Consider the following 24,243-nt stretch of genomic DNA (forward strand, 5'->3'; position numbering starts at 1 on the left):
AAGCGCTATGGCAAGGATCGCCTGGAGACGGCCTGCGCGCTGGCGCTGTCCTTGCGAGCCTGTCACTACCGGACCGTACGCGACATCCTCGCCAATGGCCGCGATCAGCTTACGGATGCCGCCCAGGCGCCCTGGACTAGTCCCGAACACGAACATCTGCGCGGTGCGCGCTCCTACCACTGAACGCAGGGAACCGAATATGCTGATCCAACAAACCATCACCCAGTTGCACGCCCTGAAACTCCAAGGCATGGCCACCGCCTTGCAACGCCAGATCGAACAGCCTGCGGCCTGCGACATGGCCTTCGAGGAACGCCTGGCGCTGCTCGTGCAGCACGAATGCGACAGCCGTCACGCACGGCGCTGTGCGCGGCTACTCACGCAGGCCAGGCTGCGATACCCCCAGGCGGCCATTGAAGACTTCGACACCCGTGCAGGGCGCGGGGTCGAACGCGCCCGCTTCATGGGCCTGGCGCTGGGCGACTGGATCACCACCGGCCAGACGGTGATCCTGACCGGCGCCACAGGTTGCGGCAAGACGTGGCTTGCCTGTGCGCTGGCCCAATACGCCTGCCGCCGGGGCCACAGCGCCCGGTACCTGCGCGTGCCGCGCCTGTCCGAAGAACTGCGCACCCAGCAGGCCGCCGGCACCTACACCCGATGGCTGGCGCAGCTGGCCAGAACCGAGGTCGTGGTCCTGGACGATTGGGGGCTGGTCGGGCTCGATGCGCTGACCCGCGAGGCCCTGATGGAGCTGCTCGATGATCGCGCGGGCAGCCGCGCAACACTCGTGACCAGCCAGTTGCCCGTCGATCACTGGCACGCCTGGATCGGCGACCCTGCCATGGCTGACGCCATGCTGGATCGCTTGCTGGCGCAGGCGCACCGTATCGTTCTGAAAGGGGAATCCATGCGCGCAACCAAGCGCCAGGCTGCAGCCCCCCAGGACGATGACTGACGCTCGTTCCTGACCTCCCCGACTACCGGGTTGGGGAGCGGAAAATGGGCTCAAAGTACAATCCAGACTGCGTTGTTGACCACCCCGCCATGCCCAGGTGGTCACGACCATCGGAATCACTGGTCACGATGCCGGACTGGGTGGTCACGATGCCGGAATCGCTGGTCACGATCAACCGGAATACCCACCCCATCATCAGTCGAGCACTTGAGCGTGCAACCCTGCGCTTGAACTTCGCAGCCGAGGGTGAGCTGCTGGAGATTCAATCAACTACCGGCCCGGGCAACCTGTCGCGCATCATCTTCGAAATGTGCGCGCAATGCCTTGATGAGCACCGGCTGACCGTACTTCGGACCTGGGACTCGATCGGCATATCCAAGTGGCCGCTGAGCTATCGTGCCGACGGGAGAAACTGGCGAATATCAAATGGGAAGCGGTTTGACTTTGATGGGGAGGGGGCACCATGAACCTCTTCGAGCCGCTGAGGGGCATCCGCCACCTATTGCACACCATGTTCTTGCGCTTGCGCGTGCTGTTGCCGAAACAAAAGGCCTACGCGTTCGGCCCCGTGGGCGGAGCCTACCCGGGCAGGATCAGCGACATCTATGTGATCAATCTAGATCGGCAGCCGCAGCGCTTGGTGGCTGTTTCCCGAGAGCTGGACCGCATCGTGGATTGCACGGGGCAGCCACTGTCAAAGCGACTTATCCGGCACGCAGCCTGCGACGCGCGGGCCCTACCGGCCGCAACGCTTGCTGGTGTCGATATAGAGCCCTACTACACGCTTGCGGATCAATTGTCCGTCGACCCGTACCCACAGGTTCTACCGGACACGTTCGATCTGACTCGCGAGATCCGAATGAGCAATGCAGAAATTGCGGTGGCTCAATCGCACATTGACATCTGGAAGAAGATAGCCAGTTCTAAGGCGCCATACACGCTGGTGCTGGAGGATGACGTTTGGTTCGAACAGAGCTTTGGCCGCCTTGTCGACACGGCGTGGCAGGAGATGCGGGAGAGCGACGGGACCGATCCTGACTTTGACGTGCTCTACCTGTCGTTCAAAGAGGTGAAGCACGGTGCTCCCAAGGTTGCGCTCTCGCGCAGCGTCTTTCGACCGGAGCGCGGGCTTTGGTATCTCTCGGGCTATGTGCTGTCCAAGCGCGGCGCTCAGCGGCTTCTTGCGCGCCTGCCGTGCCGCGGACCAGTCGACCTTTGGATCAACCAGCAGTTCCCAGTGACGGACGTTCGCGCGCTGCGCCGCTCTGTCATCCCTCAGCGCGTCGATCTGCTGTCCACGAACTCCTACTCAATTCTCCCCGTCTTGAGCCAGATCGGGATTCTTTCCGATACAACGCCTGGGACGTTCCATCAGCGTCCCACGGAAACACCGGTGTTTGCCTTTGGCTCTCGGAACACTGGCCTATCCTCCCTGGCTATGGCCTTGTCTATGCTGGGCTATCGCTGCTGCAGCGACTTGGACGACCTTCCGCCTGTGGAGAGAAGTCGCTTGCTTCGAGGTCAGCGTGGACGCGTTTTCGATGCCTACGTCAATGTCGCGGCGCTTGAGCCCCACATCGCGCAGCTCAAGGAAAGGTATCCCGGGGCGAAGTTCATCTTCGTCGGCGAGATCCCGAAGAACTTACCGCTGTCCCCTGAGAGCGTCTTGCACCAGTGTGCCTTTCCCGAGGGCTGGGTAGAACTGTGCGAGTACTTGCGCTTGCCGCCACCCAGTGCTAGCTATCCTTGCGCTGCGGAGCGAGGCGTTCGTCGTCTTCGCCCTCCTCCGCCCGCAGGTGAAAGACTGGCTAGAGGCAAGCGGCTGGAGCACGATGTTTCGCCGTGGGTTGCCCCGCCATCGCGCCACTGGCACGGTATCGACGTGGAGCTATGCGAGCCTGGGCCGTGGTCGGAGGCATCTCGCGCCCGGTTTGACGACCATTTGAGCGAACTAGACGCGTCTCGTTGGCTGTCGCGCGACGATACGTTCCCCGGGAACCTTGCACTCTTTAGGCCTGGCAGCGTGCGAGTTCTGCCTTCTGGTGGTTTAGAACTGGTGGTCGCAAGTGCGTCGCTTGGTGTTCGTGAGCTGAGCGCAGGTGCTGTTTCCAGCCGAGGCCGGTTCCTGTATGGACGCTTTGAGGCAACTCTGCGAGCGACCAACGTTCCTGGCCTGGTCTCGGGCTTCTTCCTCCACAGAAATCTTCCGCGCCAGGAGATCGATGTGGAGATCACCGGTAACCGTCCAGACCAGATGCTGGCCAATGTCTTCTTCAACCCAGGCTGCGATGCCGCAAAGTTTGACTACGGTTACCGGGGGACACCTTTTGCCATCGAGCTTGGGTTCGACGCCTCTAAGGCGTTCCACACCTACGCAATTGAGTGGGCCCCTGACGAGATACGATGGTTCGTCGACGATCGCCTTGTGCATCGGAGAGTGCTCTGGGACCCTACGCCGATTCCCGATCTGCCCATGACGCTGCATGTCAACACCTGGCCGACACGGTCCGAAGAACTTGCAGGAAGACTTGTGCGCGAGTCTTTGCCGGCTGTTGCTGCGGTTCGGCGAATCGCGGTGGATGCGAATAGCACCGACGCGCAGGGCGATGCCGTCTCGGACAGCGAAGAGTTGGGGTGGCTGGTCGATACGGCGCAAGAAGGATAGCCGACATCCCAGCGAGATGGACCTGCTTATCGGGACGCCCATGCGAGAAAAGGAACCCTATTGCTCAAGCTTGGGCGGGGACGCTAACGCGTTGATCCGCCGCGCGCATTGATGATTTGCTCCATATGGAGGCATCACGGTCTGAGGGATGCGCCCCGGCGCTCCCTGGCTTCCAGGGGGCCGCTTTCAGCCTCGATCAGCCGTTCGCGGTCACGCACCAGACGACAGCTCTTGGCCGACTGCCGCCCGATGGGGACAGCCCTACTAGACCAGGTCTGGGTTCGATCAGGTCCCGATCGGGAACCGCCGAGCCCACTTCACTACTGCTTTCTCCAGGTCGTCAATCTGTGCGTCAATGCCTCGCGCCCAGTGCTTGTACTCGTCCGCAGGAAGGCAGGATGCACCGTAAAGAAATGCGCGTCGTAACCAGGGACTCATCTGCTGATAGCTCTGTTTCTTACTTCGGAACCAAAAATCTTGCTTGCTTCTTCCCATGGCCAGCAGGATCTCGCGGGCAGAAAGGTCGTCGATGGCGTCATTGAGTAGTGGGATGTATTGTTTTTCGGAATTCCAGCCTGGATTCTTTCCAAACGGCATTAACGTGTACATACGGGCGTATTCCAAGTGCGATGCAGTTGCCGTTGGGTCACGATATATCGCAATAAGCCTGCTTCCAATTTCTGCTTTGCTGCCAGCTGGTATGTCATCGAGCCCGAGCAGGTATTCGATCGTCTCGCGAACAACCGGAACGAATTTGCTGAAATTATCCAGAATGATAGGTACCGCATCTGCATCTTTCAGTTGCCTAAGTCTTCTGAGAGCAAATTTAAGGAGAGAAAGATCGGGCTCCGTCTCCGCAATTTGCTCTTCAAGGATCCCTTCCAGATTCAGTTGATCGACGGCCTCTTTGTGCGCCTCGTCAAGCGAGTTGTAGTCGATCTCGCCGTAAGCATCATCGATGCCTAGTTCTGACAGAAGTTCGTGGAAGCGCTCAGACAAAGTGTCCAATTCGCGGTTTTCATTCTCTCTGAGGTACTGCTGCCGAAAAATCTCTGTCGATACAATGCGAGTCTTGTGCTGCTGGAGGGTAAGACCGTGGTTATCAAACAGCCACCGCGCGAGATGGGTCAGAAACTTGTACGCTTCCGCCTCGGAACTGCAGAACACCCGAAAATCGTCAGAGTACCGAACGTAGTTCGCGCCCTCTGACAGCAATAATTGGTCGATATCCGAAATAGTGATCTCTGCGACCAACCGTGATGCAGCAGAACCGACCGGAAGTCCGTACGAATACGATCCCGCCCAATGGTTGATCAGCTTCTGCAGGGCGATGGCGTGCATGTGGCCCGTGCCCAAGGCTGATTCGAGAGCATTATCGACACGATGTAAGTACAGCCGTGGAAAGAAGTCAGCGATATCAGCAATGAGAACATGCGAAGGCTGAGATGCGTTACAGCAATCTTGCGACGCCTGCTGAAAACTTCTATATGAAAACGCATCGTCAAACATCCGACCGTCAGTACCCGGCTTGAAACGATATGAATGGACGTTTCCGTCGTTCGTAGGAATGCGGCTCGCTTCCAACTGGGCGCCGATCTCATGCACAAGTGCGGTAAAAACCAGGAAGTCAAAGGGGTCGAGCTGCGTAGAAAGGCGGAATCCATACTGATGCTTTGGCGCGAATGTCGTACGACTGGTTCGGATCGTCCACGCAAGAAGGTCTGTGTTTATTATCGTTGCTTTAACTGCATCCCAATCATGTCGAATTGCAGCGAATTCAAACACAGCAGGGAAGATATCGGTATCGCCGTAGTTCTCTGCGTTTAGCAATGCCCAATCAAGTGACGCGTTCGAAATATTTAAGGCCATAATCCGTTCCGTTTTTATTTTGTACTGGATGTTATGTTTGAAGTGTTGTAGTGCCTCGCAGCCCTACGACTTTATGCAAGAGCGGAAAACTTTGCCAATGCCACCGAGTGACCGGTTACAAGGCAACAACCGCCTCCCGAATGTCTCAGCGATCCGACCGTTGAATGACGTATTCTGGCCGGCAAGCGACCGCTCGCCGGCCAAGGTACATTAGACCTCGGTTTGCTCTGCCATCTCAAGGGCATCGTCGACCTCGATGCCGAGATAGCGAACCGTGCTTTCCAGCTTCGTATGTCCGAGCAGCAACTGTACCGCGCGAAGATTCTTCGTCCGACGGTAGATCAGCGAAGCTTTTGTGCGGCGCATAGTGTGGGTACCATATGCGGTATCGTCGAGACCAATCGATGCGACCCAGCGATGTACCATCCGGGCGTACTGCCGTGTCGACAGATGCGGCGACGTATGCAACCGGCTCGGAAACAGAAAATCCGCGGCCTTCAGCCCTCGCGCGTCGATCCAGGCGTCAAGGCTCTCACGAGTCTGTTCCGTGATCTCGAATTGAACCGGCCGCTGGGTCTTTTGCTGCATGACGGTGGCTCTCGCGGCCACATGGCTTCCGTGGCGGACATCCTGCACCTGCAATCGCGTGAGATCGCACGCTCGAAGCTTGCTATCGATTGCGAGATTGAACATCGCAAGTTCCCGGACGTTCGACGCCATCTGAAGTCTCGTTCGGATCGCCCAAATTTCTCGGAGCTTCAGCGGCGGCTTCTGCCCAATGAGTTTGCCCTTGTTCCATGGCACGCGATGGCCGACGGTGACATTCTCGAATTTCATGACAATCCCCTTTCGGATAAAGGAAGATTGAGTGTGCACCTACGGATGGTGGATGGTCGCTATCCGACCCAGAACAGACAGTCACTAACGTTTGACATGAGAGGAGAGGAGATGACCAACTTACTGGACAGAGTCCTCTCGATGGAAGTGTTAGACGGATCAATCGGCATAACCTGCTGAAACCGCCATCTCATGCAACTCTTCTTTTGCGGTTTCAAGGCGTACAATTGCCTCGGCTTCGTTTGAATGAGTTTTCACGTACTCCTCCAGGAATCTGACCTCCGCCTGTTTGAGAACAACAACTAAGTCAGTGAGTGTGTTGTTCGCTGCCAGAGCGTGCATCTCCCAGTTCCGGTTAAAGAATGGGTTCCTGTAGTAAGGCACGTTATCGTATGCGGTGAGGTCATAGCCAAGAGCGAGGAGGTGTGATTTTATTTCTTCGTTTAGCAGTGAATCTGCCTCAGCAAAGCCACTCAGTATTTCGGAGAGCCGACTCACGGCCTTCTTAGCTTCCGCGAATTGATCCACAGCGCTCGTTCCGATACTCAGCTTTACAGCGAATTCCGGGGCGACGTGAAGTCTTTCGTTGGCATCTTTTAGGCCGCTCCAATAGGCCTGCATCTCGGCTTCTAGTCTGTGGAGAAAGGCTTCATTGACCTTGAAGGGCTTCTGCCCATAATCGCTCTCGTGCCGCTGTTTCATCGAGCGAAGTGCGTTTGCGTCGAATGCCGCAATATCGTCTGTTTCCTTATGGTGCTGATAGCATAACAATATCAGGTTTGCTGCAGATCTGCGTTCTTCGTCTGTTGAGTTGGAGTTGTATCTTTGGCCGCCTGGGTTCGCTGCTTCAATATGGCAAATCTGACCAACAAAAAGATTCCTCGCTGTCACGAGCTCGTGAGTGCATCCCGGGAATGCGCAGACATTTCCAGATTTGGCGAAGAGTGATATTAGTGTTTTTCGTGCGATGGCGAGTCGAGGCATTTTTTGCGCCGTCTAACGGCAGTATGGGAGAAACAAAATGCTAGTGACCGAGTGACGGCTTCTGGCCGCCTAGAGTCTGTCAGTGGTGCCTGAAATCGATCCCAAGGGGGAGTCGGCGACACGAAAGAGCAGACGTAAAGCGACAACCGGCATGTAAAAAAGAGCGAAGCGCCACTTTGGCACGTTCGCGTAGGGCGAACTGTCGGGCATATCCGTTGAAGCTTCTGTATTGTCTTAGATACGACCGCGCTCAACAAGTCTGCGGTAATGTTCCCCTAGGACGGTAAGACGGCATGCCTTGCTCCCCATAGCTGCATGCCACATATGGGGAGCATCTACGGGGACAACTAGGCCAACGCGGTTGTATTTCTGAAGCACTGCAAACTTCGCAGTGTTTACCGGGTCTGGGGCTGAAATCGTTGAATCAGTTCCTTGCCGTTCCGGCTCGAATGACGGATCTAGTGGAAACTGATGGGCTGGACTTGGGAAAAACTCAGTGATTCGTTGAAGTTCCGCCAACGAAATAGGCGGCTGAACGCGTCTGAGTGAGACGAAGCTTTTGACGTTGGTTTTAAAGACAGGGCGCTGATCCCAAGGGCCGAGCGACTGATCAATATGGGCATAAATGCTTCCGGGAGTCACTTCGCCCACTAGGTTCCCCGCTGCGCCGCCCAGCGCATCAACGAATAGTGTAGTAAATACGCCAGCGCCATTTTCCTCGGTGGCATATTGTTCTGCCGTGGATGCAGTGAGGATTGTTGTGCCTTCCTTGATTTCGGCGAATGCGCTCGCAACACTGGAAGTGGCTGCTATTCCCGAGTGACAGCTATCAAGAACGATAATTCTATTTCTCGCGCCTGATTGATTGGCGAAGGTTAATACCTCGTTTAAAGGCAGTCCCTCGTCCCCAGATATCGTATCGCTCGCAATTAGATAGCCACCAGTGCTTTCAATATACCCATGGCCGGCGAGATAAAAGAGAGCGATTTCTGACTCACCCGCAAAAAGCTCTTTGATGCTATCGCGCAGAGTTGCACGAGTGACCATGTCAGACGACCCAGTCCCAGTTAATAGCTTCGTGCCGAAATTGACTGTTCCATCGCTGTTTCGATCGAGCACTGCTTTTACTGAATGTGCGTCATCAACACATCCGTAAAGGCATCCGACTCGTTGGTAGTAGTTGATTCCAACAACAAGTGCTTTGCGCATGGTTTTCTCCTAGCGCCCACCGCCGATTAGAGTCTTGAGATTATCCCACGTCCATTTGTAAAGCTTGTCAGAGGACGAGGCACTATTGGGTTTTGTGCAGGTCTTATCCGAGTATGCGGCTAACAGAAAATAGTCCTTGTCTTTTTCTTTTGCAATATTCAACTCTGCAGACACACCTGCAGCCGTGTGGGTATGTTCGCCACAGAGAACGACTACTACATCGATGTTGTCCATGCGGCGCTTCACTTTCTCCTTCCAGTCGCCCGTCATGTGCTCTTTGACAGAGGCGTCCTTAAAATCAAAAGGGCTGTCTTCCAGTTTCGCTTGTCCGGCGAGCATGATCTTGGCCCCCTCGTCGTTGTCGTAGTCGAAGCTGATAAAGACGCGTTTTTTTGTGGTCATGTTTACCCTCCATAATTAGTCTGCGTGATTAGAAGCGGAAGAATTGAAGGTCCCACCGTTTCGATGACGCTGATTATGCGCGCGTAATGAATTGACCGGCAAGGAATTTATGAGACGAAGGACCGCATAACAACTGAGATATTGCTGACAGCGTCGTGGCGCGAGCCCCGCCAGATAGCTCAATTTCCGCTGTGTAAAACAGCGCACGAAGGGCTGCTTCTGGCCGGACAGCGACCATCTCGGCTGCCGCCCTGGTTGATTGTAAGTAAATATCACACCTCTGTCTGCTCTGCTATTTCCAGCGCGTCATCGACTTCGGTACCAAGGTATCGCACCGCGCTTTCGAGCTTGGTATGACCAAGTAGCAATTGAACCGCCCTGGGATTTTTTGTACGTCGGTTGTGGCAGTATTCTTATAGACTTGGGCCATAACTGGTGCGCTCGTGTCAACTTCCCACTTCTCTAGGCAATCGATAGCCGTCTTTGATGAGCGTTTGCTCAGATGAGAACCGTGTCCAGTCAAAAAACGACCGCCAATTAGGCGGTCATTTTCCCAGTCACTACAGATGGCCAACTTTTCCCGTAAAACTTGGCCATCTTTTCCGAAAACCGACAGAGATCAAACGTCAATATTCCCCGCCTGCAAGGCATGCGCCTCGATGAAGGCGCGGCGCGGCTCGACGTTGTCGCCCATCAGGGTGACGAAGACCTCGTCGGCGGCGATGGCGTCCTCGATCTGGACGCGCAGCAGGCGGCGCACCGCCGGGTCCATGGTGGTTTCCCAGAGCTGCCCGGGGTTCATTTCGCCCAGGCCCTTGTAGCGTTGCTTGCCGATGCCTCGTTCGGCCTCGGCGCGCAGCCACTGCATGGCCTCGCGGAAGTCGGCGATGGGCTTTTCCTTGAGCTTGTCGCCGGTGCCCCTGCGGATGAGGGCGCCCTTGCCGATCAGGCCCAGGAAGGTCTTGGCGGTGCGTGCGAGGGTGGCGTAGTCGCCGCCGCGCACGAAGGCGCGGTCAAAGATGCTGACGCGCACGTTGCCGTAATGCATGCGCTGCACGGCGAGGCGCCAGGATTCGTCGAGCTCGTTGAACTGGGCCTCGACGCGCACGGCCTCGGGGTCGGCGGGATCATGCAGGGCTTGGCCGAGGCGGTGCGCCGAGTCGCGCGCCGCGGCCTCGTCGACGAGGCTGATGTTCACGCCCTCGGCCATGGCCGATAGCGCCTCGACGTCAAGCACGCGCGACAGGCGGGCGATGACGGTGTCGGCCAGCACGTACTGGTGGGCGAGGGCGTTCAGGGCCTCGCCCTCGATGGGCGAGGCCTCGGCGCGCGGCACCAGCGAGGTGTCCTTGAGGGCCACCTGCAGCATGAATTCCGCCTCTTCGGCATCGTCCTTGAGATAGCGCTCGTCGCGGCCGACTTTGACCTTGTAGAGGGGGGGCTGGGCGATGTAGACGTAGCCGCGCTCGATCAGGGCGGGCATCTGGCGGTAGAAGAGCGTCAGCAGCAGGGTGCGGATGTGGGCGCCGTCCACGTCGGCGTCGGTCATGATGATGATGCGGTGGTAGCGCAGCTTGTCGATGTTGAAGTCCGGCCCGATGCTGGTGCCCAGGGCGGTGATCAGGGTGGTGATCTGTTCGCTCGAGAGCAGGCGGTCGAAGCGCGCTTTTTCCACGTTCAGGACCTTGCCGCGCAGCGGCAGGATGGCCTGGAATTTGCGGTCGCGGCCTTGTTTGGCGGAGCCGCCGGCCGAGTCCCCCTCGACGATGTAGAGTTCGCACAGCGCGGGGTCCTTTTCCTGGCAGTCGGCGAGCTTGCCGGGCAGGCCGGCGCCCTCGAGGACGCTCTTGCGGCGGGTCATCTCGCGCGCCTTGCGCGCCGCCTCGCGCGCCCTTGCCGCCTCGACGATCTTGGCGCACAGGGCGCGGGCGTCGGTGGGGTTTTCCAGCAGCCAGGTCTCGAGCGTGCGGCTGACGGCCTCTTCGACGGCGGGGCGGACCTCGCTGGATACGAGTTTGTCCTTGGTCTGGCTACTGAACTTGGGCTCGGGCACCTTGACCGACAGGACGCAGGCCAGGCCTTCGCGCATGTCGTCGCCGGAGGTGTCGACCTTGGCTTTCTTGGCCAGCTCGTTGTCGGTGATGTATTTGTTGAGGATGCGGGTCATGGCGGCGCGCAGACCCGTGAGGTGGCTGCCGCCGTCGCGCTGCGGGATGTTGTTGGTGAAACACAGCACGGTTTCGGCGTAGCCGTCGTTCCACTGCATGGCGACCTCGACGCCGACCCGCGTGCCGCCCGCATCGGATTCCGTGCTGACGGCAAAGATGTTGTCGTGCAGGACGGTTTTGCTGCGGTTGATGTACTGGACGAAGCCCTTGACGCCGCCAAGGAAGGCCAGGTTTTCCTCTTGGCCCGTGCGCTCGTCCACCAGGCGGATCTTGACCCCGTTGTTCAGGAAGGACAATTCGCGCAGGCGGCGGGCGAGGATCTCGTAGGTGTAGTCGATGTTGGAAAAGATCTCGCCGTCGGCCAGGTATTGGACGCGGGTGCCGGTGCGCTCGGACTCGCCGATCACCGCCAGCGGCGCGGTGCGCGCGCCACGCCGGAATTCGATCTGGTGTTCCTTGCCGTTGCGCCAGATGGTCAGGCGCAGCCATTCGGACAGGGCGTTGACGCAGGAGACGCCCACGCCGTGCAGGCCGCCCGAGACTTTGTAGGAGTTCTGATCGAACTTGCCGCCGGCGTGCAGCTCGGTCATGACGATCTCGGCCGCGCTGCGGTGATGCTCGTCGTCCTTGTGGATGGCTGTGGGGATGCCCCGGCCGTTGTCGGTGACCGAAATGCTGTTGTCCGCATGGATGGCGACCACGATGTCGTCGCAATAGCCGGCCAGGGCCTCGTCGATGGCGTTGTCCACGACCTCGAACACCATGTGGTGCAGGCCGGTGCCATCGGAGGTGTCGCCGATGTACATCCCCGGGCGCTTGCGCACGGCCTCGAGGCCTTTGAGCATCTTGATCGAATCGGCGCCGTAGGCGTTCTGGGAGGTCTGTTCTGACATTTGAAACCTATGATTGAATCCGTCGGTGGGCTGGGCGCGTTCAGATACGCATCGGCATGACGACGTACTTGAACTCGTCGTCGTCCGGCAGTGTCATCAGGACGGATGCGTTGACGTCGGGCTGGACCGACCAGCGCACGGCGCTGGCCTTGACGTTGCCGAGCACGTCCAGCAGGTATCCGACGTTGAAGGCGACGTCCAGGGGTTCGTTGGCATAGTCGACCTCGATCTCTTCGCGGGCTTCCTCCTGTTCGGCGTTCGAGGACGAAATCCGCAGCAGGTGGTCCGAGAGCTGCAGGCGCACGCCCTTGAGTTTGTCGGTGGTGAGGATGGCCGCGCGCTGCAGGCTGGCCTGCAGGGCTTCGCGGGAGATGCTGAAGTGACGCGTATAGCCGGTGGGGATGACGCGGGTGAAATCGGGGAACTTGCCCTCGACCAGTTTCGAGATGACTTCGATGTCGTCGAAGCTGAAGCGGATCTGGGTCGCGGCGACGTCGATGCGCACCATGGCATCGTCGTCGTCCGAGAGCAGGCGCTGCATTTCGTGGACGGTCTTGCGGGGGATGATGACGTCGTGGCGCGCGTCGATGCCCTCGACCTGCGCACCGCTGTGCGCGAGGCGGTGGCCATCGGTGGCGACGGTGCGCACGTGGCCGGGCTCGAGCACGAACAGCAGGCCGTTCAGGTAATAGCGGATGTCCTGCTGGGCCATGGCGAAGTGCACCATGTTGAACAGGTGGCGCAGGGTTTTTTGCGGCATCGAGAACGAGGCGTCCCACTGGTCGGCCAGGGCGACGGTGGGGTAATCGGTGGCAGCCAGCGTCTGCAGGGCAAAGCGGCTGCGCCCGGCCTGGACGGAAAGTTTGCCGTCGTCCAGGGCGAGCCTGACATCGCCGGATTCGGGCAGGGCGCGCAGGATGTCGAGCAGCTTGCGTGCCCCCACCGTCGTTGCGGCGGTCTCGGTGCCCACGCCGAACGAGGCGTGGGTGGTGATCTGGACCTCGAGGTCGTTGGCGACGAACGCCATGCGCTCACCATCCTTGCGCATCAATACATTGGCCAGGATCGGCAAGGTGTTGCGGCGTTCGACGATCCCCACAACCATCGTCAAGGGCTTGAGCACGGCGTCACGAGTCGCTTGTATGAGTTGCATGTTCTTATCCTTTGAGGGTTTGTTCCAAAACGTGCAGTGCGTGATTCAGTTCGGTCTGCTTGCCGCGCAGGTCGGTGATTTTGCGCACGGCGTGCAGCACCGTGGTGTGGTCGCGGCCTCCGAAGAGGTCGCCGATTTCGGGCAGGCTTTTCTGGGTGAGCTCCTTGGCCAGGTACATCGCGATTTGGCGCGGAACAGCAATATTGGCAGGGCGCCGTTTCGAATACATGTCGGCGACCTTGATTTTATAAAAATCGGCCACGGTCTTTTGGATGTTTTCGACGGTGATCTGGCTATTGGATACCGATAACAGATCCTTGAGGGCTTCTTTGCAGACCTCGACGGTGAGCACCTCGCGGCCGTGGAAGCGGGCGAAGGCCGAGACCTTGCGCAGCGCGCCCTCAAGCTCGCGCACATTGCTGCGCAGATGCTTGGCGATGAAGAACGCGACCTCCTCGGGCATGGTGATCCCCTCGGCCTGGGCCTTGCGCAGCAGGATGGCCACCCGCATTTCGAGCTCGGGCGGCTCGATGGCCACGGTCAGTCCGGAATCGAAGCGCGAAATCAGGCGGCTGTCGATGTTGGCGAGCTCTTTTGGGTAGGTGTCCGAGGTGATGATGATCTGTTTGCGTTGCGCGACCATGGCCTCGAAGGCGTAAAAGAATTCCTCCTGGGTGCGGTTCTTGCCGGCAAAGAATTGGATGTCGTCGATCAGCAGCAGGTCCAGGGAATGGTAATAGCGCTTGAAATCGTCGAAGGCGCGGCGTTGGTAGGCCTTGACCACGTCGGAGACGTACTGGTCGGCATGGACGTAGCGCACGCGGGCGCGGGCGCCCTTGGCGATCAGGGCGTTGCCGATGGCGTGGATGAGGTGGGTCTTGCCCAGGCCCACGCCGCCGTACAGGAACAGCGGGTTGTACGAGACGCCGGGGTTTTCGGCCACCTGCATGGCCGCGGCGCGGGCGAGCTGGTTGGCCTTGCCGATGACGAAATTTTCAAAAGTCAGGTCCACGTTCAGGCGCGAGCGGTCCTGGACGGCGTCGTCGGTGGCGGATTGGGCCGGCACGGGGGCCGCAGGCGCCGGATTATCCTCGGGCACCGGGGCTGGGGCGGCGGCGCGCGCCGGTGCGGCGCCTCGGGCCGGGCCCGCCGGCAGCTCGAAGCAGACCTGGACGGCCTGCGAGAACCAGTCGCTGGCGAGGGCCTCGATACGGGTGGAAAAGTTCTTGCGCACCCAGTCGAGTTTGAAGCGGTTGGGGGCGGCGATGCGCAACACGGCCAAGTCCTCGTCGAACTCGAGAGGAACCAGGGGGCGGATCCAGGCGCTGATCTGTTGTGGGGGAAGCTCCTGCTCAAGCTGCTGGAGGCAGGCCTGCCAAAATTCGTTCATAGGGGTCATTTCGCTAAACCTCGATTCTACCCTTTACCGCCAAGAGTTATCCACAGCGCCCCCTCGCGCGACCTGGGTCCGGATCGCAAGCATTTGACTTGCTTGCAAAAATTTGCTGAAATAGTGGGCTTTTCAAGATTTAACGCCGCAAGCTCTTTTGGATTTGCCATGAAACGCACCTACCAGCCTTCCGTTACCCGCCGCAAGCGCACCCATGGGTTTCGCGTGCGCATGAAGACCCGTGGTGGTCGCGCCGTTTTGAATGCGCGTCGCGCCAAGGGCCGCAAACGCCTCGCCATCTGATCGCGCAGGCTTTGCCGCGCGGCCGCCCGCTGGACGGCCCGATCGCCATGCCATCCGCTTTTCCGCCAGCGGCCCGGCTGCATCGCCCCTCAGAGTACGCTCTGGCCCTGAAAGGCCCGCGCGTGGCCAGAGGGGCGATGTTCGTTGTCACGCGGCCGCGCGAAGCGCAAACTGGCCCCGCCCGCCTTGGCATGGTCGTCCCCAAGCGCCAGGCACCGCTGGCCGTGACCCGCAATGCGATCAAGCGCGTCGTGCGCGAGGCGTTCCGGCTGCGGCGCGCCGAGTTGCCGCCCGGAGACCTGGTATTCCGCCTGGTCGCCCGGCCCGAGCCCGCCAGCCTGACCGTGCTCAAGCGCCGGGCGCGCGCCGAAGCCGACGCGCTGCTGCGCAGGATTGCGCCATGATCAGGGCCTTGTTCATTGCGCCGATCCGCTTTTACCGCTATTTCCTGAGCCCCTGGGTGGGGCAGCAGTGCCGCTTTACGCCCACCTGCTCGGCCTACGCCATCGAGGCCATCGAGACGCACGGCGTGTGGCGTGGCCTGTGGCTGGGGGTCCGGCGCATTGCCCGCTGCCACCCGGGATGCCCGGGCGGCCATGATCCGGTGCCCGGGCCCCGGACGCCGCCCGCATGAGGCCGCGCTTTGCACGCTCATCCGCTAGTCAGGATAGCTAAGTTAAACTGATAGGCTTTTCGCATCGCCCCACCATACATAGAACAGGCGCCATGGACATACGACGCACGATCCTCTGGATGATTTTCTCGTTTTCACTGCTGCTGTTGTGGAACAACTGGCAGGTGCACAACGGCCATCCGTCCCTGTTCGGCCTGACGTCGCCGACCGCGACGCAGGCCGACGTGGCCAAGGCGCCGGATGCGCATCCCGCCGGCGTTCCGGTGGCCGAGCCCGGCGCGGGCGCCGTCCAGGGCGGCGAGGCCAAGGTGCCGGCGCAAGCCGCCGAGCCGGCCGGGCAGGAGGTCCGCGTCAGGACCGACGTCTACGAGCTGACCTTCGACACCCTGGGTGCCCAGCTCGTGCGCGTCGAACTGCTCAAGTACAAGGCGCTGGACGGTTCGGGTGGCCCCATGATGCTGCTGGACAACGAGCCCGGGCGTACCTACTTGGCCCAGACCGGGGTGGTGGGCGCGCCCCAGGGCCAGGGCTATCCCACCCATCTGACGCCGTTCACGCTGATGACGCCCCAGCCGACGATGCAGGGCGATACCCTGACGGTGTCTTTCGAGGCGACGGCCGGCGATGTCAAGGTGGTCAAGCAATTTATCCTGCACCAGGGCAGCTACGACATCCAGGTGCGCCATGACATCACCAACCTTGGCGGCGCCCCGATCGACCCCTCGGTGTACCTGCAACTGACTCGCGACGGCAACGATCCCCCCAATACCTCGCATTTCTACAGCACCTTCACCGGCCCGGCGGTGTATTCCGAACAGGATAAGTTCCAGAAGATCAGTTTCGACGACATCAGCAAGGGCAAGGCCAGCTATATCCAGCAGAGCGATAACGGCTGGATCGGCATGGTGCAGCACTACTTCGCCTCGGCCTGGGTGCCGTCCCAGGGCGTCGTGCGCACCAACCAGGCCCTGCGTGTGGCCGACAATCTATACGCCATCCGGACCATCCAGTCCGTCGGCGCCATCGCGCCGGGCGAGCATCGCAGCGTGGATGCCCAGCTGTGGATCGGTCCACAGGACCAGGACGCCATGAGCGACGTCGCCCCGGGCCTGGGGCTGGTGGTGGACTACGGCTGGGTGACCATCATCGCCAAGCCTCTGTTCAGCCTCATGACCTGGATCCACGGCATGCTGGGCAACTGGGGCTGGACCATCGTGGCCCTGACCCTCCTGATCAAGCTCGTGTTCTATCCCCTTTCGGCGGCCAGCTACCGCTCGATGGCGAAGATGAAACTCGTCACCCCTCGCATGCAGGCGCTGCGCGAGAAGTTCGGCGACGACAAGGCCAAGCTCAACGCCGCCATGATGGAGATGTACCGCACGGAAAAAATAAACCCACTGGGTGGCTGCCTGCCCATGGTGGTCCAGATTCCCGTGTTCATTGCCTTGTACTGGGTCTTGCTGGCCAGCGTCGAGATGCGCGGTGCCCCCTGGATCCTGTGGATCCATGATCTTTCGGTGCGCGATCCCTGGTTCATCCTGCCTGCGGTCATGATGGCCACCATGTTCCTGCAGATCAAGCTCAACCCCACGCCGCCCGATCCCACCCAGGCCAAGATCATGATGATCATGCCCCTGGTGTTCGGCGGGATGATGTTCTTCTTCCCGGCGGGCCTGGTCCTGTACTGGTGCGTGAACAACGCGGTGTCGATCATCCAGCAGCGCGTCATCATGGCTCGGCTCGATCGCGAAAAGGCGGCCTCGGCCTCGAGCTGATCGCCGGCGCCGGTCCCGTTTCCCGGAAGGCGCCCGCGAGGCGCCTTCTTTCCGGGGCGGTCGATTGACGTACCACCATCGCGTTCGATAGGATCGATTATTCAACTCAAGGGATGGTATCCAATATGTCGAACGATCAAGAGACGGCGGGCCTGCGGGACCCCGGTTTGCTGCGCACCGAATCTTATGTCGCCGATGGTTGGCGCGCCGCCGCCTCGGGCCGGACATTTCCGGTGTTCAATCCCGCCACGGGCGGCCGCCTGGCCGAGGTCGCGAGCCTCGATGCCGGCGAGGTGCGGGCCGCCATTGCGGGCGCGGTGCGCGCCCAGGCCGCCTGGGCCGCCCGCAGCGCCGCGGATCGCGGCCGCCTGCTGCGCGCCTGGAACGACCTGATTCTGCAGAATGCCGAGGACATCGCCCGCCTGATGACGCTCGAGCAGGGCAAGCCCCTCGCCGAGTCGCGCGGCGAGGCCAAGTACGCGGCCTCCTTCATCGAGTGGTTCGCCGAAGAGGGCAAGCGCACCTATGGCGACGTCATTCCGTCGCCGACGGCGGACAAGCGCCTGATCACCATCAAACAGCCGGTCGGCGTCTGCGCGGCCATCACGCCCTGGAACTTCCCGGCGGCCATGATCACCCGCAAGGCTGCGCCCGCGCTGGCCGCGGGTTGCGCCATGATCGTCAAGCCGGCCGAGGATACGCCGTTGACGGCGCTGGCGCTGGCGGTGCTGGCCGAGCGCGCGGGCATCCCGGCGGGGGTCTTTCAAGTGGTCACGGGCGATGCCCGCGAAATCGGCGGTGTGCTGACCGCGAGCCCCGATGTACGCAAGCTGTCCTTCACCGGTTCGACCGAGGTGGGCCGCCTGCTGATGGCGCAGTCGGCGCCGACGATCAAGCGCCTGTCGCTGGAGCTCGGCGGCAATGCGCCGTTCATCGTGTTCGATGATGCCGACCTGGATGCCGCGGTCGAAGGCGCCATGGCCTCGAAGTACCGCAACAGCGGCCAAACCTGCGTCTGCGCCAATCGCCTGCTGGTGCAGGCGGGCGTCTACGACGCCTTCGTCGAGAAACTGCGCGCCAGAGTCGCCGACCTCAAGGTCGGCGATGGCACCGAGGACGGCGTGCAGCAGGGGCCGCTGATCAACCGCGATGCGCTCGACCACGCCCTCGAGCTGATCGAGGATGCCCGTTCGCATGGCGCCCGCGTCGTGGTCGGTGGCGAGGCGCATGCGCTGGGCGGGACGTTCTTTCAGCCCACCGTCCTGCGCGACCTCAATCTCGACATGCGGGTGGCGCGCGAGGAAATCTTCGCCCCGGTGGCGCCGGTGTTCCGCTTCGAGACCGAGGCCCAGGCCGTTGCGCAGGCTAACGACACCGAGTACGGCCTGGCCGCCTACCTCTACACCCGCGACATCGGCCGCGCCTGGCGCGTGGGCGAGGCGCTGGAATACGGCATGGTTGGCTTGAACACCGGGATGATCTCGAACGAGGTGGCGCCCTTTGGCGGCATCAAGCAGTCCGGCCTGGGTCGCGAGGGCTCGCATTACGGCATCGACGAGTACCTCGAGATCAAGTACCTCTGCCTGCAGGTCTGAGGGGCTGACGCGGGCCTGCCGCAAGGCGCGGCGGGCGCCCGATGCCGTTCGCACGCAGCCATGGCCGCTCATTCCTCGGATCCCATCATCGCCATCGCCACCGCTCCCGGGCGCGGCGGCATCGGGGTCCTGCGCCTCTCGGGGTCCGATCTGGCGGCCTACGCCCAGGCGCTGTTCGGCCGGGCGCTGCGGCCGCGCCATGCCTATTACCTGCCGTTTCGCAATCTCTCGGGCGAGCCCATGGACGAGGGCATCGCCCTGTATTTTCCGGGCCCTCATTCTTACACCGGTGAGGATGTGCTCGAGCTGCAGGGCCACGGCGGGCCGGCTGTGTTGCGCCGCGTGCTCGAGGACTGCCTCGAGCGTGGTGCCCCCATCGGCCTGCGCCTCGCCCGGCCGGGCGAGTTTACCCAGCGCGCCTTCCTGAACGATCGCCTGGACCTCGCCCAGGCCGAGGCCGTTGCCGACCTCATCGAGGCCAGCTCGGCGGCGGCCGCGCGCAGCGCCATGGCCTCGTTGTCGGGCGTTTTTTCCGCTGAGATTGGCGCCCTGTCCGCACGTATCGTCAAGCTGCGCATGCTGGTCGAGGCCACGCTGGACTTTCCCGAGGAGGAGATCGATTTCCTCGAGAAATACCAGGCGGCGCAGCGCCTGGGCGAGGTGGCCGATGCGCTGGACGGCGTGCTGCGCACGGCGCGCCAGGGCCTGGTCCTGCGCGAGGGCCTGCACGTGGTCCTGGCCGGCCAGCCCAACGTCGGCAAGTCCAGCCTGCTCAACGCCTTGGCGGGTGACGAGGTGGCGATCGTCACGCCGATCGCCGGCACCACCCGCGACAAGGTCGTGCAGCAGATCCACATCGAGGGCGTGCCCCTGCACATCGTCGACACCGCCGGCCTGCGCGACACCGACGATACGGTGGAGCGCATCGGCATCGAGCGCAGCTGGGCCGAGATCGCCCGCGCCGACGTCATCCTGCACCTGCAGGATGCGCGCAGCCCCGGCGATCCGCTGGACGCCGACATTGCCCGCCGCCTGCCGCCGGGCGCACCGGTCCTGGCGGTGTGCAACAAGGCGGATCTGCTGGCCGAGGCGGCGCGCGCGGCACTCGCAGGCACAGTGTTGGTGTCGGCACACACCGGCGAGGGCTTGGACGCCCTGCGGGCGCGCCTGTTGACGATTGCGGGCTGGACCCCGGGTTCCGAGTCCCCCTGGCTCGCGCGCGAGCGCCACGTGCATGCCCTGGAGGCTGCGCGCGGCCATCTGCGGACGGCGGCCGGGCACGCGGCGCAAAGTGACCAGGTCCTGGACCTGTTTGCCGAGGAATTGCGCCTGGCGCACGAGGCACTGTGCGGCATCACGGGGCAGTTCACGAGCGATGATCTGCTGGGAGAGATTTTTTCCAGTTTTTGTATTGGGAAGTGATGTTGGGGTCCATGACTCTGGACACATCCCGTTAGTGTGCACATAATTACATTTGTTTCGCACACTTTCAGCAATTGCTTTTATCAATCAGGGGAATCGTGATCGAACCGCAGCGGGATTATGTGGGGTACGGGCGCCGGCCTCCAGTGTTCACTTGGCCGGGCGGCCGCCGCCTGGCGGTCAGCGTGGTGGTCAATTATGAGGAAGGCGGCGAGAGCTGCATCCTCGAAGGGGATGCGTGTTCCGAGACTCTGAACAGCGATATGCCGGGTACGCCGCCGCGTCCCGGGCGGCGCAACCTGGTGATGGAGTCGCACTACGAATACGGCAGCCGGGTGGGGCATTGGCGCATTCTGGACATTCTCGAGGAGTGCGGGATCCCGGCGACGTATTTCGCGATCTCCAGCGCCCTGGAAAAGAATCCGGAGGCGGCGCGTGCGATCGTGGCGGCCGGCCATGAGGTGGTGTCCCACGGCAAGCGCTGGATCGATTATGAGTTGATCGATCCCGAGACCGAGAACGCACACATCGTCGAGTCCCTGGATGTGATCGAGGCCCTGTGTGGTGAGCGGCCGGTGGGCTGGTACACGGGACGAATTGGGTTGAACACGCGCCGTTTGGTGCAGAGCAACGGTCTGATGTACGACTCGGATGCCTACAACGACGATTTGCCCTACTGGGTGAGGGTCAATGGGATGCCGCACCTGGTGGTGCCCTACAGCTTTGATTGCAACGACATGCGTTTTGCGTCGGCGCCCGGTTTTAATACGCCGGACGATTTCACGAGCCATCTACGGCGGGCGCTCGATGGCCTGCGCCGCGAGACTGTGCGTGGGGCCAAGATGATGTCGATCGGCCTGCATTTGCGCCTGGCAGGGAGGCCCGCGCGCGCCGAGGCCCTGCGCGAGTTCCTGCTCGAGGCGGTGGCGCTGCCCGAGGTCTGGTTCTGCCGCAGGCGGGATATCGCGGAATTCTGGCGTGCGCAGTATCCGCCGGCCGTGGAGGCGCCATGAGGACGTTGTTCCTGAACCCGAACTCGAGCAAAGACATCACAGCGGTGCTGTGCCGCCAGATCGCCGCGACCCTCGACGGCCCCCTCAGATGATGGGTGTACCGCAGGGCATGAATTCCCCCATGCCCGCCTGGCCCGTGAATTCGAAGGCTTTGCTGAGGAGCCGGCCGCGTGAAAAGGTCATGACCGGCCAGCCGGTGACCGTGCGGCCCTCGTAGGGTGTGTAGTCGACATTGTGGTGCAGGCGCTCGTTGCGGATCTGGACCTCGAGGCCGGGATCCCACAGGGCGATGTCGGCGTCGGCGCCGATCATGATCGAGCCTTTGCGCGGATAGAGCCCGTAGAGTTTGGCGGGCTGGGTGGCGGTCAGGGCGACAAACTGGTGCAGGCTGATGCGCCCCGTCGCCACGCCGCCCGAGAACAGCAGCGGCAGGCGCGTTTCGAGGCCGGGAATGCCATTGGGGATGTACTGGAACTTTTGCTCCTTGCCGTTGAGCTTCTTGCCTTGCGGATCGTCGTAGGAGAACGGCGCATGGTCCGACGAGAAGACGGAAAACACGTTGTGGGCGAGCGCGCGCCAGACGGCATCCTGGTTCTGCGCGTCGCGCGGCGGTGGACTGCACACGCACTTGGCGCCCTCGTAGCCGTCGTGCCCCAGATCCTCGGCGGTGAGGTACAGGTATTGGGGGCAGGTTTCAGCGTAGATGCGCTGGCCGCGTCCGTGGGCCCAGCGGATCTGCTCGATGGCCTCGCTGCCCGAGACGTGCACGATCAGGATGGGCACGTCGACCAGTTCCGAGAAGGTGATCGCGCGGTGCGTGGCCTCGCGCTCGACCGCCTGCGGGCGGGATACGGCATGGTATTTGGGCGCAACCTTGCCGTCGCCGACCAGGCGGTCGGTCAGCCATGAGATGCAGTCCGAGTTTTCGGCGTGCACCATGACCAGGGCACCGGCGCGGCGCGCAACGTCGAGCACCTCGAGGATCTGCCGGTCGTTGAGCTTCAGGTCGTCATAGGTCATGTAGACCTTGAATGAGGTGTAGCCCTCGCGGATCAGCGCGGGCAGCTCTTCGTTCAGGACCTGCGGGGTCGGGTCCGAGACGATCATGTGGAAGGCGTAGTCCACGCAGGATTTGCCCGCGGCGCGGCGGTGATAGTCCTCGACGGCCGCCCGCAGCGATTGGCCCTTCATCTGGGCGGCAAAAGGGATGATTGTCGTGGTGCCGCCGCAGGCCGCCGAGCGCGACCCGCTGGCGAAATCGTCGGCCATGCGCAGTCCGAACTCCATGGGCTGGTCCAGGTGGCAGTGTCCGTCGACGCCGCCGGGCAGCGTCAGCAGGCCGCTCGCATCCACGGTCTGGGCGGCCTCGCCGAGGTTGTGGCCGAGCGCGGCGATCTTGCCGTCGCGTATGCCGATATCGGACACGAAGCGGTCGGAGGCGGTGACGACGTCGGCGTTCGTGATGAGCAAATCGAAAGTGGAGGCCATGGATACTCCTGGAGGCATGTGCCGGCCGCGGGCCGTGGAGGTAGGCGGAGGGCCCACCGGCCCCGGCATTCAACCCGATCATGATATTGCCTTGGATTTATTGTCTACATAAGTGTTTACACTAATCAAGACAACTTTCCGTGCGGCGGGAATTTTAGTAAATTTAGTATTTTATGTATATCTATCAGATAGATATACTATTTATTAATGATCTTTCCATGTGATCTGAAAAGGTGAAAAATAGGGAATAAAGAAATTTATGCTGTTTTTTCACGAAAATTCTTTGACTTATTGTACACAACTTAGATATGCTTTAGTCACCAAAAGATGGCGGCGCGTCGCTTGCCGGCCCTCGGGCCACCGGTGATGCCAAAGTCACAACTCATCCATGAGCCAATTAGGTAAAGGAGACAAACATGAAACGGCTATTCCAGGCTACGGCGCTCGCCTTCGTTTGCGTCACGTCCACGGCCGCATGGGCCGATCCCGAGACCCTCAAGGTGCTGGGCAACTTCACAGGCAACAAGAAACAGGTCGAACTGGTCGAGCAGCCCTTCTTTACGGGGTTGGCCAAGGAAACCGGGATCTCGTCGAAAGTGGGCTACAGCCCCATGGATCTGGTCAACGTCAAGGCGGCCGACGCGCTGCGCCTGCTGAAATCGGGCGCCTTTGACGTGGCTTCGGTGCAGATCGGGCTGGTGGCGCGCGATGATCCATTCCTCGAGGGGATCGATATCGCCGGCGTCGCCACGAACCTCGTCGACCAGCGCAAGGTGGTGGCCGCGATGCGAGAGGCGTTCGATCGCGAGGTCCAGTCCAAGTTCAACTCCAAGGTCATGACCCTCTGGCCCTTTGGCCCGCAGATCATGTTCTGCAAAAAGGAAATCGCCAGCATGGACGATTTCAAGGGCACCAAGGTGCGCACCTTCACGACCTCGATGGCAACCATGATCGAGGGTTTGGGCGGCTCGCCGGTCACCCTGCAGTACGGCGAAGTCTATCTCGCCTTGCAGCGCGGTGTGGTGGACTGCGGCGTGACGGCGTCCTCGGCGGGCAATGGCGGCAAGTGGCCCGAGGTGACCAATTATCTGCTGCCGATGGCGGTGTCCAGCGCGATGCAGGGCCATTTCATCAACCTGGACACCTGGAAGCAGTTTTCCCCCGAACAGCAGGAAAAACTGACGGCCGCGTTCAATAAGATGGAAGACGATATGTGGGCCCTCGCCGCCAATATCGACGATGACGCCACCGCCTGCAATACCGGCAAGGACTCGTGCAAGGAGCACACGAAGTACACAATGACGCTGGGCACGATTTCCGCGGCCGAGCAAGCGCGCCTCAAGGCCGTCGTCAGCGATAAGGTGCTGCCCGAGTGGGGCAAGAGCTGCAATGCTGTCATCCCGGACTGTGCCGCGCGCTGGAATGCGACGGTCGGCAAGGCCATGGGCTACGAGATCACCGCCAAGTGACGTCCATGCAGGAGAG

20 protein-coding genes and 2 pseudogenes are annotated in these 24,243 nt (G+C 61.3%); 12 read left to right on the forward strand and 10 right to left on the reverse strand.

From position 1 onward, the window contains the following. The 4 genes and pseudogenes from ABS761_RS03155 to ABS761_RS03170 form a co-directional block, all read left to right on the forward strand. Positions 1 to 183 (forward strand): annotated as a pseudogene (locus ABS761_RS03155) (IS21 family transposase); the annotation flags it as partial. Between the two features lie 16 nt (positions 184 to 199). After that, positions 200 to 958 carry an IS21-like element helper ATPase IstB gene (istB, locus tag ABS761_RS03160; protein ID WP_350406625.1) on the forward strand — a complete coding sequence of 253 codons (759 nt, stop codon included), beginning with the start codon at positions 200 to 202 and terminating at the stop codon, positions 956 to 958. A gap of 44 nt (positions 959 to 1,002) precedes the next feature. Beyond that, positions 1,003 to 1,425 carry a hypothetical protein gene (locus ABS761_RS03165; RefSeq protein WP_350406626.1) on the forward strand — a complete coding sequence of 141 codons (423 nt, stop codon included), beginning with the start codon at positions 1,003 to 1,005 and terminating at the stop codon, positions 1,423 to 1,425. Next, positions 1,422 to 3,623 carry a family 16 glycosylhydrolase gene (locus ABS761_RS03170; protein WP_350406627.1) on the forward strand — a complete coding sequence of 734 codons (2,202 nt, stop codon included), beginning with the start codon at positions 1,422 to 1,424 and terminating at the stop codon, positions 3,621 to 3,623. The genes ABS761_RS03165 and ABS761_RS03170 overlap by 4 nt, the downstream gene beginning before the upstream one ends. A 285-nt stretch (positions 3,624 to 3,908) precedes the next feature. Here ABS761_RS03170 and ABS761_RS03175 read toward each other — a convergent pair whose 3' ends face one another. The 9 genes and pseudogenes from ABS761_RS03175 to dnaA form a co-directional block, all read right to left on the reverse strand. Continuing rightward, positions 3,909 to 5,492, reverse strand: coding sequence for an RNA-directed DNA polymerase (locus ABS761_RS03175; protein WP_350406628.1), 1,584 nt, complete (start codon positions 5,490 to 5,492; stop codon positions 3,909 to 3,911). A 210-nt stretch (positions 5,493 to 5,702) separates the two neighbouring features. Further along, the gene (locus tag ABS761_RS03180) at positions 5,703 to 6,329 is read right to left on the reverse strand and encodes a tyrosine-type recombinase/integrase (protein ID WP_350406629.1); all 627 of its coding nucleotides are present in this window, start codon (positions 6,327 to 6,329) and stop codon (positions 5,703 to 5,705) included. 159 nt (positions 6,330 to 6,488) lie between these two features. Continuing rightward, the gene (locus ABS761_RS03185; RefSeq protein ID WP_350406631.1) at positions 6,489 to 7,313 is read right to left on the reverse strand and encodes a hypothetical protein; all 825 of its coding nucleotides are present in this window, start codon (positions 7,311 to 7,313) and stop codon (positions 6,489 to 6,491) included. A gap of 234 nt (positions 7,314 to 7,547) precedes the next feature. Then, positions 7,548 to 8,522, reverse strand: coding sequence for a caspase family protein (locus ABS761_RS03190; RefSeq protein ID WP_350406632.1), 975 nt, complete (start codon positions 8,520 to 8,522; stop codon positions 7,548 to 7,550). A gap of 9 nt (positions 8,523 to 8,531) precedes the next feature. Further along, positions 8,532 to 8,924, reverse strand: a complete 393-nt coding sequence (locus ABS761_RS03195; protein ID WP_093971666.1) for a TIR domain-containing protein — start codon at positions 8,922 to 8,924, stop codon at positions 8,532 to 8,534. A 272-nt stretch (positions 8,925 to 9,196) separates the two neighbouring features. Next, positions 9,197 to 9,322: pseudogene (locus ABS761_RS03200) on the reverse strand (integrase); the annotation flags it as partial. Between the two features lie 221 nt (positions 9,323 to 9,543). Beyond that, positions 9,544 to 11,985: a DNA topoisomerase (ATP-hydrolyzing) subunit B gene (gene gyrB / locus ABS761_RS03205; protein ID WP_350406633.1), complete on the reverse strand. Its 2,442-nt coding sequence runs from the start codon at positions 11,983 to 11,985 to the stop codon at positions 9,544 to 9,546. A gap of 40 nt (positions 11,986 to 12,025) precedes the next feature. Continuing rightward, entirely contained in the window at positions 12,026 to 13,138 is a 1,113-nt protein-coding gene (dnaN, locus tag ABS761_RS03210; protein ID WP_350406635.1) for a DNA polymerase III subunit beta, read from the reverse strand. A 4-nt stretch (positions 13,139 to 13,142) separates the two neighbouring features. After that, entirely contained in the window at positions 13,143 to 14,528 is a 1,386-nt protein-coding gene (dnaA, locus tag ABS761_RS03215; RefSeq protein ID WP_350406636.1) for a chromosomal replication initiator protein DnaA, read from the reverse strand. A 168-nt stretch (positions 14,529 to 14,696) separates the two neighbouring features. Between dnaA and rpmH the strand changes: the two genes are divergently transcribed. From rpmH to ABS761_RS03250, 7 genes are all read left to right on the forward strand, one after another. Continuing rightward, positions 14,697 to 14,831 (forward strand): 50S ribosomal protein L34, encoded by a 135-nt coding sequence (gene rpmH, locus ABS761_RS03220; protein ID WP_003262958.1) that lies wholly within the window; start codon positions 14,697 to 14,699, stop codon positions 14,829 to 14,831. Between the two features lie 47 nt (positions 14,832 to 14,878). Further along, positions 14,879 to 15,235, forward strand: a complete 357-nt coding sequence (locus ABS761_RS03225; protein WP_350406637.1) for a ribonuclease P protein component — start codon at positions 14,879 to 14,881, stop codon at positions 15,233 to 15,235. After that, positions 15,232 to 15,465: a membrane protein insertion efficiency factor YidD gene (gene yidD, locus ABS761_RS03230; protein WP_350406638.1), complete on the forward strand. Its 234-nt coding sequence runs from the start codon at positions 15,232 to 15,234 to the stop codon at positions 15,463 to 15,465. Before ABS761_RS03225 ends, yidD begins: the two co-directional genes overlap by 4 nt. A gap of 92 nt (positions 15,466 to 15,557) precedes the next feature. Further along, the gene (yidC, locus tag ABS761_RS03235) at positions 15,558 to 17,240 is read left to right on the forward strand and encodes a membrane protein insertase YidC (RefSeq protein WP_350406639.1); all 1,683 of its coding nucleotides are present in this window, start codon (positions 15,558 to 15,560) and stop codon (positions 17,238 to 17,240) included. A gap of 125 nt (positions 17,241 to 17,365) precedes the next feature. Then, complete coding sequence (locus tag ABS761_RS03240; protein WP_350406640.1) at positions 17,366 to 18,835, forward strand: NAD-dependent succinate-semialdehyde dehydrogenase; 1,470 nt, start codon at positions 17,366 to 17,368, stop codon at positions 18,833 to 18,835. 60 nt (positions 18,836 to 18,895) lie between these two features. Beyond that, a complete protein-coding gene (mnmE, locus tag ABS761_RS03245) occupies positions 18,896 to 20,257 on the forward strand; it encodes a tRNA uridine-5-carboxymethylaminomethyl(34) synthesis GTPase MnmE (protein WP_350406641.1) in 1,362 nt (453 codons plus the stop codon). A gap of 98 nt (positions 20,258 to 20,355) precedes the next feature. Continuing rightward, on the forward strand, positions 20,356 to 21,270 hold the full coding sequence (locus ABS761_RS03250; protein WP_350406642.1) for an allantoinase PuuE: 915 nt from the start codon (positions 20,356 to 20,358) through the stop codon (positions 21,268 to 21,270). Between the two features lie 84 nt (positions 21,271 to 21,354). Here the strand turns inward: ABS761_RS03250 and hydA are convergent, their stop codons facing one another. After that, positions 21,355 to 22,758, reverse strand: coding sequence for a dihydropyrimidinase (gene hydA / locus ABS761_RS03255; RefSeq protein WP_350406643.1), 1,404 nt, complete (start codon positions 22,756 to 22,758; stop codon positions 21,355 to 21,357). Between the two features lie 416 nt (positions 22,759 to 23,174). Between hydA and ABS761_RS03260 the strand changes: the two genes are divergently transcribed. Next, positions 23,175 to 24,227 (forward strand): TRAP transporter substrate-binding protein, encoded by a 1,053-nt coding sequence (locus ABS761_RS03260; protein ID WP_350406644.1) that lies wholly within the window; start codon positions 23,175 to 23,177, stop codon positions 24,225 to 24,227. Positions 24,228 to 24,243: the final 16 nt, after the last annotated feature.

Origin of the sequence: Castellaniella sp. GW247-6E4, assembly GCF_040276065.1 — a bacterium.
Classification (GTDB): Bacteria; Pseudomonadota; Gammaproteobacteria; order Burkholderiales; family Burkholderiaceae_B; genus Castellaniella.

Coding starts and splice junctions, on each gene's coding strand:
- istB (WP_350406625.1), top strand. CDS start 200: ATGCTGATCCAACAAACCATCACCCAGTTGCACGCCCTGAAACTCCAA.
- ABS761_RS03165 (WP_350406626.1), top strand. CDS start 1,003: ATGGGCTCAAAGTACAATCCAGACTGCGTTGTTGACCACCCCGCCATG.
- ABS761_RS03170 (WP_350406627.1), top strand. CDS start 1,422: ATGAACCTCTTCGAGCCGCTGAGGGGCATCCGCCACCTATTGCACACC.
- ABS761_RS03175 (WP_350406628.1), bottom strand. CDS start 5,492: ATGGCCTTAAATATTTCGAACGCGTCACTTGATTGGGCATTGCTAAAC.
- ABS761_RS03180 (WP_350406629.1), bottom strand. CDS start 6,329: ATGAAATTCGAGAATGTCACCGTCGGCCATCGCGTGCCATGGAACAAG.
- ABS761_RS03185 (WP_350406631.1), bottom strand. CDS start 7,313: ATGCCTCGACTCGCCATCGCACGAAAAACACTAATATCACTCTTCGCC.
- ABS761_RS03190 (WP_350406632.1), bottom strand. CDS start 8,522: ATGCGCAAAGCACTTGTTGTTGGAATCAACTACTACCAACGAGTCGGA.
- ABS761_RS03195 (WP_093971666.1), bottom strand. CDS start 8,924: ATGACCACAAAAAAACGCGTCTTTATCAGCTTCGACTACGACAACGAC.
- gyrB (WP_350406633.1), bottom strand. CDS start 11,985: ATGTCAGAACAGACCTCCCAGAACGCCTACGGCGCCGATTCGATCAAG.
- dnaN (WP_350406635.1), bottom strand. CDS start 13,138: ATGCAACTCATACAAGCGACTCGTGACGCCGTGCTCAAGCCCTTGACG.
- dnaA (WP_350406636.1), bottom strand. CDS start 14,528: ATGAACGAATTTTGGCAGGCCTGCCTCCAGCAGCTTGAGCAGGAGCTT.
- rpmH (WP_003262958.1), top strand. CDS start 14,697: ATGAAACGCACCTACCAGCCTTCCGTTACCCGCCGCAAGCGCACCCAT.
- ABS761_RS03225 (WP_350406637.1), top strand. CDS start 14,879: ATGCCATCCGCTTTTCCGCCAGCGGCCCGGCTGCATCGCCCCTCAGAG.
- yidD (WP_350406638.1), top strand. CDS start 15,232: ATGATCAGGGCCTTGTTCATTGCGCCGATCCGCTTTTACCGCTATTTC.
- yidC (WP_350406639.1), top strand. CDS start 15,558: ATGGACATACGACGCACGATCCTCTGGATGATTTTCTCGTTTTCACTG.
- ABS761_RS03240 (WP_350406640.1), top strand. CDS start 17,366: ATGTCGAACGATCAAGAGACGGCGGGCCTGCGGGACCCCGGTTTGCTG.
- mnmE (WP_350406641.1), top strand. CDS start 18,896: ATGGCCGCTCATTCCTCGGATCCCATCATCGCCATCGCCACCGCTCCC.
- hydA (WP_350406643.1), bottom strand. CDS start 22,758: ATGGCCTCCACTTTCGATTTGCTCATCACGAACGCCGACGTCGTCACC.
- ABS761_RS03260 (WP_350406644.1), top strand. CDS start 23,175: ATGAAACGGCTATTCCAGGCTACGGCGCTCGCCTTCGTTTGCGTCACG.